General features: G+C 64.8%; 15 protein-coding genes. 8 read left to right on the forward strand and 7 right to left on the reverse strand.

All coding sequences use genetic code 11. The features are described 5' to 3' along the window. Window positions 1-3 precede the first annotated feature (3 nt). From FCT00_RS08865 to FCT00_RS08880, 4 genes are read right to left on the reverse strand one after another with little or no spacing between them, the layout of a single operon-like run. On the reverse strand, window positions 4-855 hold the full coding sequence (locus tag FCT00_RS08865) for a class III extradiol dioxygenase subunit beta (protein ID WP_008335186.1): 852 nt from the start codon (window positions 853-855) through the stop codon (window positions 4-6). Continuing rightward, complete coding sequence (gene ligA, locus FCT00_RS08870; RefSeq protein ID WP_138422719.1) at window positions 855-1,253, reverse strand: protocatechuate 4,5-dioxygenase subunit alpha; 399 nt, start codon at window positions 1,251-1,253, stop codon at window positions 855-857. The genes FCT00_RS08865 and ligA overlap by 1 nt, the downstream gene beginning before the upstream one ends. Next, entirely contained in the window at window positions 1,250-2,191 is a 942-nt protein-coding gene (locus tag FCT00_RS08875) for a DUF1932 domain-containing protein (RefSeq protein ID WP_138422720.1), read from the reverse strand. Before FCT00_RS08875 ends, ligA begins: the two co-directional genes overlap by 4 nt. A gap of 55 nt (window positions 2,192-2,246) precedes the next feature. Then, entirely contained in the window at window positions 2,247-3,485 is a 1,239-nt protein-coding gene (locus tag FCT00_RS08880) for a LysR family transcriptional regulator (protein ID WP_008335189.1), read from the reverse strand. A 178-nt stretch (window positions 3,486-3,663) separates the two neighbouring features. Here FCT00_RS08880 and FCT00_RS08885 point away from each other — a divergent pair, with 178 nt between their 5' ends. The 6 genes from FCT00_RS08885 to FCT00_RS08910 all read left to right on the forward strand — a co-directional run bounded on the left by FCT00_RS08885 (window position 3,664) and on the right by FCT00_RS08910 (window position 8,659). Beyond that, on the forward strand, window positions 3,664-4,401 hold the full coding sequence (locus FCT00_RS08885; RefSeq protein WP_138422721.1) for a PIG-L deacetylase family protein: 738 nt from the start codon (window positions 3,664-3,666) through the stop codon (window positions 4,399-4,401). An 11-nt stretch (window positions 4,402-4,412) separates the two neighbouring features. Beyond that, window positions 4,413-5,105, forward strand: a complete 693-nt coding sequence (gene ligK, locus FCT00_RS08890; RefSeq protein ID WP_138422722.1) for a 4-carboxy-4-hydroxy-2-oxoadipate aldolase/oxaloacetate decarboxylase — start codon at window positions 4,413-4,415, stop codon at window positions 5,103-5,105. Between the two features lie 96 nt (window positions 5,106-5,201). Beyond that, window positions 5,202-6,260 carry a 4-oxalomesaconate tautomerase gene (locus tag FCT00_RS08895; RefSeq protein WP_212748002.1) on the forward strand — a complete coding sequence of 353 codons (1,059 nt, stop codon included), beginning with the start codon at window positions 5,202-5,204 and terminating at the stop codon, window positions 6,258-6,260. A gap of 1 nt (window position 6,261) precedes the next feature. Beyond that, complete coding sequence (locus FCT00_RS08900) at window positions 6,262-7,155, forward strand: amidohydrolase family protein (RefSeq protein ID WP_138422723.1); 894 nt, start codon at window positions 6,262-6,264, stop codon at window positions 7,153-7,155. A 283-nt stretch (window positions 7,156-7,438) separates the two neighbouring features. Next, window positions 7,439-7,798: a protocatechuate 4,5-dioxygenase subunit alpha gene (locus FCT00_RS08905; RefSeq protein WP_008335200.1), complete on the forward strand. Its 360-nt coding sequence runs from the start codon at window positions 7,439-7,441 to the stop codon at window positions 7,796-7,798. Window positions 7,799-7,810: 12 nt separating this feature from the next. Then, complete coding sequence (locus FCT00_RS08910; protein ID WP_138422724.1) at window positions 7,811-8,659, forward strand: class III extradiol dioxygenase family protein; 849 nt, start codon at window positions 7,811-7,813, stop codon at window positions 8,657-8,659. A 91-nt stretch (window positions 8,660-8,750) separates the two neighbouring features. On the opposite strand, the gene FCT00_RS08915 is transcribed toward FCT00_RS08910, so the two are convergent. From FCT00_RS08915 to FCT00_RS08925, 3 genes are all read right to left on the reverse strand, one after another. Continuing rightward, on the reverse strand, window positions 8,751-10,175 hold the full coding sequence (locus tag FCT00_RS08915) for a UdgX family uracil-DNA binding protein (protein ID WP_138422725.1): 1,425 nt from the start codon (window positions 10,173-10,175) through the stop codon (window positions 8,751-8,753). Next, the gene (locus FCT00_RS08920) at window positions 10,175-11,407 is read right to left on the reverse strand and encodes a putative DNA modification/repair radical SAM protein (protein ID WP_138422726.1); all 1,233 of its coding nucleotides are present in this window, start codon (window positions 11,405-11,407) and stop codon (window positions 10,175-10,177) included. Before FCT00_RS08920 ends, FCT00_RS08915 begins: the two co-directional genes overlap by 1 nt. Window positions 11,408-11,483: 76 nt before the next feature. After that, window positions 11,484-13,109, reverse strand: coding sequence for an AMP-binding protein (locus FCT00_RS08925; protein ID WP_138422727.1), 1,626 nt, complete (start codon window positions 13,107-13,109; stop codon window positions 11,484-11,486). A 100-nt stretch (window positions 13,110-13,209) separates the two neighbouring features. Here FCT00_RS08925 and FCT00_RS08930 point away from each other — a divergent pair, with 100 nt between their 5' ends. Continuing rightward, window positions 13,210-13,863: a sulfotransferase family 2 domain-containing protein gene (locus tag FCT00_RS08930; protein ID WP_138422728.1), complete on the forward strand. Its 654-nt coding sequence runs from the start codon at window positions 13,210-13,212 to the stop codon at window positions 13,861-13,863. A 206-nt stretch (window positions 13,864-14,069) separates the two neighbouring features. Next, the gene (locus FCT00_RS08935; RefSeq protein ID WP_171042949.1) at window positions 14,070-14,723 is read left to right on the forward strand and encodes a Hint domain-containing protein; all 654 of its coding nucleotides are present in this window, start codon (window positions 14,070-14,072) and stop codon (window positions 14,721-14,723) included. Window positions 14,724-14,767: the final 44 nt, after the last annotated feature.

Below are 14,767 nucleotides of genomic sequence, written 5' to 3' on the forward strand. Positions count from 1 at the left end.
TTCTTAGGCGTGGTTTTCGAGGATGAGGTGACCGACGGCGGTGTTCGACGCGGGCACGTGATAGTGTCGGTGCACTTCCGTCACCTTCTCGTCCAGCGCGCCGCGCATGACGAGCCACATGACCATTTCGATCCCTTCCGAGCCGGTTTCGCGCAGGAACTCGACGTGCGAGATCTTGCGGGCCTTCTCGGGTTCATTGACGAGGATGTCCATGAACTGCTGGTCCCAGGTCGCGTTGATGAGCCCGGCGCGCTGCGCCTGAAGCTGGTGGGACATGCCGCCGGTGCCGTAGATGTGGACGTTGATGTCCTCGTCCCAGCTGTCCACCGCGCGGCGGATCGCCTGACCCAGCGCGTAGCAGCGGTTGGCGGTCGGCGCGGGGTATTGCACGACGTTCACGGCGAGCGGAATCACCAGCGTGCCCCAGTCGTCCTCGGGCGTCTTGTCGCCGAACATCACCGACAGCGGCACGGTCAGGCCATGGTCCACGTCCATCTCGTTCATGATGGTGATGTCGAATTCGTCAAGGACGAGGCTCTGGGCGATGTGGCTTGCGAATTCCTGATGGTTCTTCACCACCGGCACCGGGCGCGGTCCCCAGCCTTCGTCGGCGGGCGTGAACTCGGCGGCGCATCCGAGCGCGAAGGTCGGGATCACACTCGCGTCGAAGGCGGTGCAGTGGTCGTTGTAGACGAGGAAGACCACGTCCGGCTTGTTCTTCTTGTTCCACTCGCGGCTGTATTCGAACCCTTCGAACACCGGCACCCAATAGGGTTGTTCGGTGATGTGCTGGTCCATGGCCACGCCGATGGCGGGCACGTGGCTGCACGCGATACCTGCTGTGATCTTGGCCATTATTTCTTCTCCCATTCGGATTTGTAGCGGTTGCCGTCGGGGCTGCGGCCGCCGTCGACCATCATCTTGCGATAGTCGTCCCGGCTCATGCCCGACATCATCGCGGCGAGGTCCTGAAAGACGATGCCGTCGAACGCGCCGAGTTTCGAGGTGTAGTAGATGTTTCCGCCAAGCTCGAGCAGGCGGTTCCAGTCACGGTCGCGGATCGCCTGTTTCTGGTCCTCGGTCATCTTGAACTTGGCCATATGGGCTTCGGGGTCGTCCCGAAACGCCTGCCGGTTCCCTTCTTTCGAGAGCGAGATGCAGAACTGGTTCAGCCAGTAACCCTGGCGGGAGCGGTCCGCGTCGAACACGAACGTGCCCGGAATATCGTCGTATTCCTTCGGCTTCCTGGTCATGGGGTATCCTCCATTTGCGCGTTTCCAAGGGCTGCCAGAATGGCCTCGGCCCTGTTTTGATAATCTTCCGGCGTCCCGGTCAGGCCGAGATCGCCCATGGCTTGCTGCCACGCCACGGTCGCGGGTGTCATGCGGGCCGCGATGCCGAGGTCGGCGACGGTCCGCACCACTTCGCGCATTTCGGCGGCCCGGCGGATGCCGTGGGTCGTGGTCCGTTCCATATTATAAGCCGCCCGCGCCGCCCAATCCCAGCCCGGCATGGATGCGTCGAGCGAGGCGACCACTTCCTCGGCTACCCCGGCTTCGACCGCCGACAGGATGCATTCGAGCGTCAGCGCCTCGATCCCCTTGACCATCACGGACCGGATCATCTTGATCGACGAGGCGCGGCCCACATCGCCCTCGACGACGCGGACGGTCATGGACAGCCCGTCCATCAACGCCTTGGCGCGGCGGGCATGGGGGCCGGACACCAGCATGGGTGAGGCGTGCAGCTTGGGGTGGATCGGCGACATGATCGCGGTATCGACATAGCGACCGCCCGCCGCTTCGATCACCGTGGCCGAGGCTTGCTTGGTGCCCGGCGCACAGGAATTGCAGTCGAAATAGAACGTGCCTTCGGGAATCTCCTCGGCGACGGCGCGGGCCGCGTCATGGGCGCTGTCCGCCGTTACCAGCGAAAAGACGGCGCGGGTGTCCCGCGTCGCATCGCTCACCGTGTTCGCCCCGGTCACGCCGGCGGCGCCGTATCGGTCCCACATAGCCGAGGCGAGGGCATTGTCCGCGCCGGTCGTCTTGATGTCGAAGGCGCGAAGCGCGACACCGACCCCGGCCTCACCCCAGCCTTGGGCAAGCGCGGCCCCGGCTTCACCGAAGCCGATCAGCGCGATCGGGGTCGGTTCGGCCCCGAAGCTGTCTATGTCTCGATCTGTTCGCATCTGATTGCGATGTAGGCACGCCCCGGCCCAATTGGAAATTCATTGCCCTGATTGGCTATTCGATTTGGGTAGAGGGCGGGCTTTCACGGCGCGTCGCGGCGGCCCGGATCAGGTCGAGAAACCTTGCCTGCGTGGCCGTCGGCACCCATCCGGTGCGGGTTGTGAGCCCGATGGGGCGGCGGCTGTCGGGCAGGTCCATGTCGAGCTGCACCATGTCGCCATGGGCGATTTCGACCTCGGCCTGATGCGGCGAGAGAATGGTCAGGTAATCGCCCCGCGCCAGAAGCCCCCGGACCAGCACCATGGACGAGGAAACGATGCGCACCGGCGTTTCCTGCATGTCACCGATCTGGAGCGTCCGAAACAGGTAGGACCCGCCCGGTGTTTCCTTGGGCGGGGCGATCCACGGATAGGCCAGCGTATCGGAAATGCCGATGTTCCGGCGCCCGGCGAGGGGATGGTTCGGCCCCGCGACGACCGAGAGGCGGTCCTCGAACAGCGGCTCCTGCACCACGTCGTCCACCGGCACCGGATCGCGCAGCGCCCCGATCAGAACGTCGATGTCGCCATAGCGCAGGCCGCGCAGCAATTCGGCGTAAGGCGCGTCGATGGTGCGAATCTGGACGCCGGCGGACCCCGCGAGCAGGGCGTCGATGGCTTCGGGCAGGATGCGCGTGCGCGACAGCGGCATCGAGCCGACGGTGATGCGCGTGCTGTCGCGCCCTGCGAGCCGGGTCAGATCGTCGAGCCCCTGATTGAGTTCGGCTTCGGCCAGTTTGACCGAACGGGCGAAGGCCTCGGCCTGCGGGGTCAGTTCGATCCCGCGACGGCCCGCCGAGAACAGCTCCATCCCCGACAACTTTTCCAGATCGCGCCCGGCCCTGTGGATGGAGGGTTGCGAAATGCCCAGCGTTCGGGCGGCGAGGCTGAAGTTGCCCGCGTCCCGGATCGCAATGAGCGCGCGCAATTGGGCGGCCGTGACCCGCAGGTGGAAATCCGGCACCGGCTTGCCCTCGCGCCGCCCGATCCTGACCGCAAGCGCCGCGCCATGGGCCAGATGCCCGAACATGCGTCGCACCCGCGCCAGAAGCGCGCCACCGGCCTTGGTCGGGAACATGCCTTCGGTCCGCCGGTCGAGAAGTTTGGTCCCCAGCCGCGCCTCAAGCCCCGAGATCGCCTGCGTCACCGCAGGCTGGCTCAGGTGCACCTTATGGGCGGCGGCCGAAATCCCGTGGGCGTCGGCAACCTCCATGAAGGCGCGCAGATGCCTGAGGTTCAGGAATTCGACCGACATATCAGTTCCTTGTGCATGTGGAGTATTCTGAACCTGCCTCTCGCCTATAGCAAATATTTATGCGCGGCGCGTGGGATTCAAATGGAAAGGAACGTGCCGTCTGCACTAAGCCGTGAGCGATGGTCCGGGGTCGCCCGCAGGGCCGTGGCACGAACAGGATCCATGGGAGAGAGACGTTATGTCCGACAAGAAAACCGCCCTCGTCATTTCCGCGCACTCCGCCGACTTCGTCTGGCGGGCCGGTGGCGCGATCGCGAAGCACGCCAAGCTGGGCTACGACGTCACCGTCGTCTGCCTGTCCTACGGCGAGCGGGGCGAAAGCGCGAAGCTGTGGAAGCAGGAGGGCATGACGCTCGACAAGGTCAAGACCGAGCGGCGCAAGGAAGCCGAGAACGCGGCGTCGGCGCTGGGTGTCCACGACATTCAGTTCTTCGATATGGGCGACTACCCGCTGGAGTTCACCCGCGAATGCAAGGACAAGATGGTCGACGTGATCCGCGCGGTGCAGCCGAAGTTCATGTTCAGCCATTCGAAGTGGGACCCCTACAACACCGATCACATGAACACGACGCAGTTCGCGCTCGAAACCCGCATGATGGCGCAGGCCTGGGGTCATAATCCGGGCGAGAAGGTGCTGGGCGCACCCCAGCTTTACCTGTTCGAGCCGCACCAGACCGAGCAGATGAACTGGAAGCCGAACATCTTCCTCGACATCTCGGACGTGTGGGACAAGAAGTGGGCCGCCATTCAGTGCATGCAGGGGCAGGAGCATCTGTGGCACTTCTATGAGAACGTCGCTCAGAACCGCGGCAACCACTTCCGCCGCAACTCCGGCGGGCAGGCGGGCGGCAAGGCCGCGACCCACGCCGAAGGGTTCGAGGCGATCTTCCCGCGCACCGTGGACGAGCTGGACTGAGGGGAGGCCGAATGACCTATCAACCCGGAACCACCGGTATCGTCGTCCAGAACATCGAACGCGCCGACCCGGCCGTGATCGACGGTCTGGCAAAGTGTGGCGTGGCCACGGTGCATGAGGCGCAGGGCCGCAAGGGGCTTTTGAACAGCTACATGCGCCCGATCTATCCCGGTGCGCGCATCGCCGGCTCGGCCACGACCATCCTCGCCCCGCCGATGGACAACTGGATGATCCACGTGGCGATCGAGCAGTTGAAAGAGGGCGACGTGCTGCTTCTCGGCACGATCAGCCCGTCGGATGCCGGATATTTCGGCGACCTGCTGGCGACAAGTGCGATGGCGAGGGGCTGCCGGGGCCTCATCATCGACGCGGGTGTGCGCGACGTGGCCGATCTGAAAGAGATGGGCTTCCCCGTGTGGTCCAAGGCCATCGGGGCGCAGGGCACGATCAAGGAGACGCTCGGGTCGGTCAACGTGCCGGTCGTCTGCGCCGACGAGCTGGTGAACCCCGGCGACGTGATCGTGGCCGATGACGACGGAGTCGTCTGCGTGCGCCGCGAGGAGGCCGCAGAGGTCCTGAAAAAGGCGCAGGCGCGCGAAGCGAACGAAGCCGAGAAGCGGGCCAAGTTCGAGGCGGGCGAGCTGGGGCTCGACATCTATGGCATGCGTCCGCGGCTCGAGGAAAAGGGCCTGAAATACGTCTGAGGGTTTGCGCCGCGGGCCTTGGCCCGCGTCGCGAAAGCGGGGGGCCAGCCCCCCGCACCCCCCGGGATATTTCGGACCGGAAAGAGGAGGATCGCCGTGAGTGGTGGTGTGCGGTGTATGTGGATGCGGGGCGGGACCTCGAAGGGCGGGTATTTCCTGGCCGAGGATCTGCCGTCGGATGAGGCGGCGCGCGATGCGTTTCTGCTGCGTGTCATGGGCAGCCCTGATGTGCGCCAGATCGACGGAATGGGCGGGACCGATCCGCTGACCTCGAAGGTGGCGGTGGTGAAGCGGTCCGAGCGTGAGGGTGTGGACGTGGATTACCTGTTTTTGCAGGTTTTCGTGGATCAGCCCATCGTGACAGACAAGCAGAACTGCGGGAACATGCTGGCGGGCGTCGGCCCCTTCGCCATCGAGCGCGGGCTGATCGCGGCCACGGGCGATGAGACCAAGGTGTCGATCTACATGGAGAACACCGGGCAGGTGGCGGTCGCCGACGTGAAAACGCCGGGCGGGGTCGTGGCCTATGCCGGGGAGGCGTCGATCGACGGGGTGCCGGGGACGGCGGCGCCCATTCCGCTGGAGTTCAAGGACACGGCGGGGTCGTCCTGCGGGGCGCTCCTGCCGACCGGCAACGCTGTGGACACGGTCGAGGGGGTCGAGGTCACGATGATCGACAACGGCATGCCGGTGGTCGTGATGCGCGGCGCGGACATGGGGATCACGGGGGACGAAAGCCCGGAAGAGCTCGAGGCGAACGAGGGTTTGCGCGCGAAGCTCGAGGCGATCCGGCTGGCCTGCGGACCATTGATGAACCTGGGCGACGTGACAGAGAAATCGGTGCCGAAGATGACGATGGTCACGGCACCCAAGGCCGGGGGCGCGGTGAACACGCGCACCTTCATCCCGCATCGCTGCCACAAGACCATCGGTGTCTTGGGGGCGGTGAGCGTGGCGACCGCCTGTCTGCTCGACGGCTCGCCCGCGCAGGCGCTGGCCGAGACCGGGGAAGGGGCCGAGCGCAGCCTTTCCATCGAACATCCCACGGGCGAAATGACCGTGATCGCGAAACTGGATGCCGGCGGCACGCCGGTGTCCGCCGCCATTCTGCGCACCGCGCGCAAGCTGATGGACGGCGAAGTGTTTGGAGACTGAGATGACTGATGTGCAAGTGAAAGACGCCGACTGGCTGGATTTCCACCCGAACCCGAAAAAGCCGGACTTCAAGCTGCCCGAGGGGGCGGTGGACGCGCATTGCCATGTGTTCGGGCCGTCGCCTGAGTTCCCTTTCGCGCCGGAGCGAAAATACACGCCGTGCAACGCGGGCAAGGACAAGCTCTATGAGCTGCGCGATTTTCTGGGGTTCAGCCGGAACGTGATCGTGCAGGCGACGTGCCACGGTAAGGACAACGCCGCGATGGCCGATGCCTGTCGCACGGCGGGCGATCTGGCGCGGGGCGTCGCCAGCGTGCGTCACGACATCACCCGCGAGGAGCTGGCGGAACTGGACGATGCCGGGGTGCGCGGGGTGCGGTTCAACTTCGTCAAACGGCTGGTCGACGCGACGCCGCGCGAGCATTTCATCGAAGTGGCCGAGCGCATACAGGAATTCGGCTGGTCCATCGTCGTCTATTTCGAAGCGGCCGATCTGGAGGAACTGGTGCCGTTCCTCGAAAGCTTGCCGGGGATCATCGTGGTCGATCACATGGGGCGGCCGGATGTCGAGAAGGGTGTCGATCACCCGGATTTCCAGCGGTTCCTGAAGCTGATGGAGGACAACGACAACATCTGGTCGAAGGTGACCTGCCCGGAGCGTCTGTCGGTGCAAGGCCCGCCGGCCTATGACGACGTGGTGCCGTTCGCGCGCGAAGTGGTGAAGCGGTTCCCGGACCGGGTGCTCTGGGGCACGGACTGGCCGCATCCGAACATGAAAAGCCATATGCCGGATGACGGCAACCTCGTGGATTTCATCCCCAAGATCGCGCGGACGGCGGAGGAACAGCAGAAACTGCTCGTCGACAACCCGATGCGGCTTTACTGGGCGCGCTGAGCGCCAGACGGATTGCGTGGCCGGAGGGTCGGGGCGAGAGATCGCCTCGGCCCTTTTCTTTGCGCTATCAGTTTCAGGCAAATGGTGTCTGTCGTATTGAGATCGCTCGCGCTCGATCCGCCGCCTCTGTTGGCTTATCGGGCCCTTCCGGCGGGATGGTCCGATAAGTTTTGCGTATTCTTCATTCAATCTGCGCCCGGGCCGGTGCCGTTTGATTCAGGTCAAATTCCGGCAGCCACACGGCGTGCGACAAGCCATCAGGACATGAAAAGGAGGAACGGCCATGCATGATATGCCGGGCTACGATTACCACATCGACATTCCGGGCACGACGATCTTCGACGGCAAGCAGGCCATGAAGGGCTATGCGCTGAATAAGATGTGCTACGACTTCAACCGCGCCGAGAACCGCGAAGGGTTCAAGGCCGACGAAGAGGGCTGGATGGAGAAATACGGCCTGAACGACCAGCAGAAGACGGCCGTGCGCGAACGCAACGTGCTGGGCCTGATCGAGGCCGGGGGCAACATCTATTATCTCGCCAAATTCGCCGGGATCTTCGGGCTGGGCGTGCAGGACGTGGGCGGGCTTCAGACCGGCAAGACCACGGAAGAATTCAAGGAATACCTGGCGAGCCAGGCGTAAGGGGGACGGACAATGGCGAAAATTCTTGGCGGGATCACGACGTCCCACATTCCGGCGGTCGGCAACGCGATCCAGAAAGAGCTCTACGACGATCCGTATTGGAAGCCGTTCTTCGACGGCTATCCCAAGGTCCACCAGTGGATCAAGGATCACAAGCCGGACTATTGCATCAACATCTACAACGACCACGGGCTTGGCTTTTTCCTCGACCGGATGCCGACCTTCGCGATCGGCTGCGCGAACGAGTACCGCAACGAGGACGAGGGCTGGGGCCTGCCCGCGCTCGACCCGTTTCCCGGTGCGCCGGAACTGAGCTGGCATATCGCCGAGAGCATGGTCGCGGATCATTTCGACCTCACGACCTGTCAGGAACTTGCGGTCGACCACGGCTTCGTCGTGCCGATGCAGCTGTTCTGGCCCGGTGCGCCGCATCACCCGGACATGCCGAAAACGGTGCCGATTTCGGCCAACACGGTGCAGCACCCGATCCCGACGCTGGCGCGGGCGCTGGACTTCGGCAAGGCGTTGGGCAAGGCGCTGCGGTCCTTCCCCGAGGATGCGACGGTCGTGATCCTCGGCACCGGTGGGCTTAGCCATCAGTTGGACGGCGAGCGCGCGGGCTTCATCAACAAGGAATTCGACCGCTATTGCCTCGACAATATCGTGTCGAACCCGGAGGAGCTGACCAAGATCACCCGCATGGAGCTGGTCGAAAAGGCCGGCGCGCAGGGGACCGAGTTCCTGATGTGGATGATGATGCGCGGGGCGCTGGGCGATGACGTGAACGAGATCACCCGGAACTACCACATCCCGATCTCGAACACGGCCGCCGGTACGCTTTTGCTGGAATGCGCCGCTTGAGGTGAGGGTGGGAGCGAGGGGCCAGCCCCTCGCGCTCCCCGAGGTATTTTTGGACCAGAGAAGGGGGGTGCGGGGTTCGCGCTCCCTTTTTCTATGCCGAGAGAAGGCGGTTCGCGGTGCGAAGGTCTTCTATGAACCGGGCTTCTTCGTCGGCTTTCTGCACGGGGTCCGGCAGGCGGAGGATGAAGCTGGGGTGGATCGTCACGAAAAGCGGTGCCCCGTCGCGGGTTTCTTCCATCCGGCCCCGTCGTTTGAGGAGGTCTTTCCGGCTGCCCGTGAGGCTTTCGAGCGCCGTGGCGCCGAGGGCGACGACAAGGTCGGGGGACACGCGTTCGCGTTCGAGGTCGAGCCACCATCGGCAGTGGTCGATCTCATCCCGGTTCGGCGCCTGATGCAGCCGCCGTTTTCCGCGCGGGGTGAATTTGAAGTGTTTGACCGCGTTGGTGACATAGGCCGTGTCACGCGCGATCCCTGCGCTGGCGAGGGCGCGGTCGAAAAGCTGGCCCGCTGGCCCGACGAAAGGGCGACCTACGAGGTCTTCGCGGTCACCGGGCTGTTCGCCCACGAACATCAGGGGCGCATCCGCGGGGCCTTCGCCGGGAACGGCCTGCGTGGCGTTGGTGTGAAGCGGGCAGCGGGTGCAGGCGTCGAGCGCGGCGTGGAAGCGGTCTTGCGAGGCCGTGAGCGCCTCCTGCACCTGGGCCACGCGGGCCAGGACCTTTTCGGCGCGTGCGGGGGCTAGGGTGGGCGCGGCTTCGGCCATTTCGCGGGCACGGGATTGGGCGGTGGCGATGAGGTCGGGGATCAGCCCCGCCTCCGGCATGTTTTTCCAGTATTTCTTGGGCATCTCGGCCTGCATCGCCTTCGGCTTCAGCCGGGCCGGGTTGAAGATCGAGCGAAAATAGGTGCGCCAGAGATCCTCGGCCGGGTCGCCGGGCAGGTCGGGGCGCGGGGCGGGTTCGGTTAAGGTGAGCCTGCCGGAGGCGAAATGCGCAGTCAGATCGGGGGTGAAGATCGACCAGTCCATGTCGCCGAAGCGCTTGGCGAAAAAGGGCGCGGCGAGTTCGAGGATCGGGTGCGATGGCTCGAACCAGGCCGCGAAATGGCGGCGTTCGGTGTCGGAGCCCAGATCGCGGAACCGGACGAAGGCGTGCATCTTGTGGCGGTCGCGCCCGACCTCTTTCGCGAGCGCGTTCAGTTTCGCCGAACGCGGGTCGCCCCTGTCGGCAAGGAAACCGCGGTCGGTTTGCAGCGCCCAGAGCGCGGCGTAGAGGCGGGCGAAGCGTTCAGGGTCCGAATGAAACACCACCAGCCGCGCCAGGGCGACGAAAGACTTCGGCACGGTGATCTGCGCGGCCTTCGCAGGGGGCGGGGTGTCCGCGGCGAACAGATCGCGCGCCTCGGTGCCGCGAGACCACAGGATCGCCTCGGGCGGCGTGCGCGCCGTCAGATGCGCGCGGGCGGCGTCGCGCCATGCGTCGTAGACCCCGGTCTGCGGCAATGTGACGTGATGCATCAGAACAGGCTCAATTGCTCGGGCGGCGGGGCGAAGCGCGCCTTGAGGTCCGCCGTGTCGAGGTTGCGTGGCCGCCAGTCGAGCGTGGTGAGGAAGGGGCGGGCGTTTTTCAGGTTCGCGCCCATCCGCACGAGATCGTCGTAGCGCAGCGTGCGGTGGCGCCGGGCGGCGAGGATGCGTTTCACCGTTTTGGTGCCGAGGCCGGGGACGCGCAGAAGCGTTTCGCGCTCGGCCCGGTTCACGTCGACGGGGAAAGCATGGCGGTTGGCCAGCGCCCAGGCGAGCTTGGGGTCGATGGTCAGGTCGAGGTTGCCGTCTGGCCGCGCCGAGGTGATTTCGCCCACGTCGAAGCCGTAGAACCGCATGAGCCAGTCGGCCTGATAAAGCCGGTGTTCCCGCACGAGAGGGGGCGAGATCAGCGGCAGGGCGGCGGACGCGTCGGGGATCGGCGAGAAGGCGGAGTAGTAGACGCGTTTGAGGCCGTAGCTTGCGTAAAGCCGGGTGGAGCTTTGCAGGATCGTCGCGTCGGTCGCGCCATCCGCGCCCACGATCATCTGGGTCGACTGGCCGGCCGGTGCGAATTTCGGCGCGCGGCGGCCGGTGTGGGTTTTGTCGCCCGCCTCCTCCTTGCGCAGGCGAACGTCGGCCATCGCCTTGCGGATGCGGGCCGGGGATTTCTCCGGCGCGTAGGATTTGACCGCGGCGTCGGTGGGCAGTTCCACGTTGATAGACAGGCGGTCGGCATAGCGGCCTGCCTCGTCCAGAAGGTCGGGCGAGGCGTCGGGGATGGTCTTGAGGTGGATGTAGCCGCGAAAGCCGTGGTCCTCGCGCAGCATCCGGGCGATGCGCACCATGTCGGCCATCGTGTCGTCCGGGGTGCGGATGATGCCGGAGGACAGGAACAGCCCCTCGACGTAGTTGCGGCGGTAGAACTCGAGCGTAAGGGTGACGACCTCTTCTGGTGTGAACCGCGCGCGGGTCACGTTGCTGCTGACACGATTCACGCAATAGGCGCAGTCGTAGATGCAGAAGTTCGTCATCAGGATCTTGAGCAGGCTGATGCAGCGCCCGTCTGGCGCATAGGCGTGGCAGATGCCGGAGCCGGTGGTCGAGCCGATCCCTTTGCCGTCGCGCGAGTCGCGCCTCTGGCCCCCGCTGGAGGCGCAGGAGGCATCGTATTTCGCGGCATCGGACAGGATCGCGAGTTTCTGGTCGAGGGTCAGCGTGGCCATGTGTTCACTATATGTTCACGTTCCTGTCCGGGCAATCCGGGCATGCGGTGACATTTTAGTGACGTGAGAGTCTCGCTTACAAATCGGCGACCATCTTGCGCAATTCGAACTTCTGGATCTTGCCGGTCGAGGTTTTGGGCAACTCGGTGAAGACGACCTTTTTCGGGGTCTTGAAGCCCGCAAGCTGGGCGCGGGTGTGGGCGATCAGATCGTCCTCGGTGACTTGCGCCCCTTCCTTCAACTCGACGAAGGCGCAGGGCACCTCGCCCCATTTCTCATCCGGTTTGGCGACCACGGCGCAAAGCGCCACGGCGGGGTGATGCATCAGCACATCCTCGACCTCGACCGACGACACGTTCTCGCCGCCCGAGATGATGACGTCCTTCGCGCGGTCGGTGATCTTGATGTAGCCGTCGGGGTGCTGAAACGCGATGTCGCCGGAGTGGAAATAGCCACCCTTGAAGGCCTTGGCGGTTTCCTCGGGGTTCTTGAGGTAACCTTTCATCACCACGTTGCCGCGCGCCATGATCTCGCCCACCGTCTCGCCGTCCCACGGCACCTGCTGCATCCGGTCGTCCAGCACCGTGACCTCCTCCATATCCGCGTGACCCACGCCCTGACGGGCCTTGATCGCGTAGCGTTCGGTGTCGGGCTTGTCCTCCCACTCGTCTTTCCAGAGCGTCTCGGTGATGTGGCCGTAGGTCTCGGTCAGGCCGTAGACCTGACAGACGTGGAACCCCAAAGGCTCGATCCCCGCCAAAACGGCGGCAGGGGGAGGGGCGCCTGCCGTGTAGACCTCGACCGTGTGATCGAAGGCGCGGCGGTCGGCCTCTTTCGCGTTCACGATCATGCCCAGAACGATGGGCGCGCCGCCGAAATGGGTCACGCCCTCGTCCGCGATGGCGTCATAGATCGCCTTGGCCGTGATGTCGCGGCAGGTGACGATGGTGGCGCCGACGGCGGGCATGGTCCAGGTGTGGCACCAGTTGTTGCAGTGAAACAGCGGCACGATGGTCAGATAGCGGGTCTTGGGTGTCAGCGCCCATGCCACCGCGACGCCCATCGTGTGCAGGTAGGCGCCGCGATGGGAATAGACCACGCCCTTGGGGCGGCCCGTTGTGCCGGAGGTGTAATTGAGCGCGAGGCTTTCCCATTCGTCCTCGGGCATGATCCAGTCGAAACCGGGATCGCCGGAGGCCAGGAAATCCTCATATTCTTCGTGGCGTCCCGTGGCTGGAAAGCCCGCTTCGGGCGCTGCGACTTCCACCACCTTGGGTTTGGGGCCATTCATCTGGGTCAGGGCTTTTTCCACGACCGACAGGAACTGCGTGTCGCACAGGACGACCTTGGCCTCGCCGTGTTCAAGGATATAGGCGACGGTGCCGACATCGAGCCGCACGTTGATCGTGTTCAGGATCGCGCCGGCGGCGGGCACGCCCCAGCTTGCCTCGACCTGCGCCAGCGTGTTGGGGATAACCGTCGCCACAACGTCACCGGGGGCGACGCCGTTGCGCGCGAGGGCAGAGGCAAAGCGGGTGGCCCGGTCGAAGGTCTGGCCCCAAGTGAACCGGCGGTCGGCATGGACGACCGAGGTGCGTTCGGGAAACAGCCGGTTCGCGCGCCGGATATGCGACAAGGGCGTGAGCGGCACGAAGTTCGCCGCGTTCTTGTCCAGTCCGGTCTCATCCTTGAGCCAACCCATGATGTCCCTCCCGTAAAACCTCGGACCCCGATTAGGGCGGATCGGCCCCGCGCGGTCAATCCGGGTTTTTTCGTATGCGCCGGGGGTTTATGGTCGGCCCATGATCTTTTCACGCGGCCGCCGCTACATTTTCGTCCACGCGCCCAAGACGGGGGGCACGTCGCTGGCCCTCATGCTCGAGGATAAGGCGATGAAGGACGACATCATGCTCGGCGATACGCCGAAAGCGAAGAAGCGGCGCGGCAAGGTGAAGGGGATCGAGACATCCGGGCGGCTGTGGAAGCATTCGATGCTCTCCGATCTTTACGGGCTGGTGACGCAACAGGAGATGGAGGATTTCTTCGTCTTCACCCTCGTGCGCAACCCGTGGGACCGGATGGTGAGCTACTATCACTGGCTCCGGGCGCAGAGCTTCGATCATCCGGCGGTGGGCAAGGCCAAGGCGCTGGCCTTCGAGGATTTCGTGACCGACCCGATGATCCTGAGGTCGATGGAATTGAACCCCTATGGCCGCTATATCGAGGATCAGGACGGGATCGAGCGCGGGGATCATTTCATCCGGCTCGAGCACTTGCGCGAGGATCTGGAACTGGTCGAGGCCACACTTGGGGTGAAATTTCACGAAATTGCCCATGAAAACGCCTCGAATCGGGGGCGCGACTATCGAAGTGCCTACGATCAAAGGGGCCGCGAGGCGGTGGAAAAGGCCTGCGCCACCGATATCGAGCGGTTCGGCTACAGGTTCGACGGGTAAGTCTGTCGCGCTTGGGGCGACAATGGGGCGGACTGTGCCGGGATCGTGCGATAATTCGCAACATTGACTAAAATTCACCTTATTTCTGCCCGAGAATCTGCCCTGAGCCTTTCCAGTCTGTGAACAAGCGACGAGGCCACATGGGCTGCCACCCGGTCTTGTCGCGATCGAAGACTGGGGAATGACCGATGTTCGGGATGCACGACATGCGCGCCACAAGCGCCAGCCGCCAGCGGGCGGGGCGTTCCGACGACGTGTCGGGCGAAGCCTACCGCACCACCGGCCTTGTCGCCGGCACCCGGATCGCAACCGCGATGGGATGGCGGGCGGTCGAGGCGATCGCGGTCGGTGACCTCGTCCTCACCTTCGACAACGGCCTGCAACCGGTCGTCGCCGTGACCCGCACGCCGGTCGCCACACCCCTGCGCCCCTCGTCCCAGACCATGCCCGTCGTCGTGCCCGCCGGGGCCCTCGGCAACGCGACCCCCATGACGCTCACGGCCGAGCAGCGGGTCGTCGTCGAAAGCGACGCGGCCGAAGACCTGTTCGGCGATCCCTTCGCGGTGCTCAAGGCCCGCGATCTGGTGGGCTACGCCGGGATCGTGCAGGATGTGGCACAGGTGCACGACGTCCTTACACTCCATTTCGCCGAAGATCAGGTTCTGCACGCCGATGGCGGCGCGCTGATCGTGGCCACGGCGGATATCCCTGGCGAGACGACGCTCGCCTTCCTGACCAGAACGCCGAAACCGGCACCCTATGCAACCTATGACGGTCTGGCCGCACGTATGCTCGTGTCCGCCATGACCGACCCGGATGCCCGGCTGGGGGAGGGGGGGCTTTTGCGACCCGCCGCCTAGAACGGGCCGCGACGCGCGCCTTCCGCACCCTCGGCGCGCGTCGC

It is taken from the genome of Maritimibacter alexandrii, assembly GCF_005871115.1.
GTDB classification, from domain to species: domain Bacteria; phylum Pseudomonadota; class Alphaproteobacteria; order Rhodobacterales; family Rhodobacteraceae; genus Maritimibacter; species Maritimibacter alkaliphilus.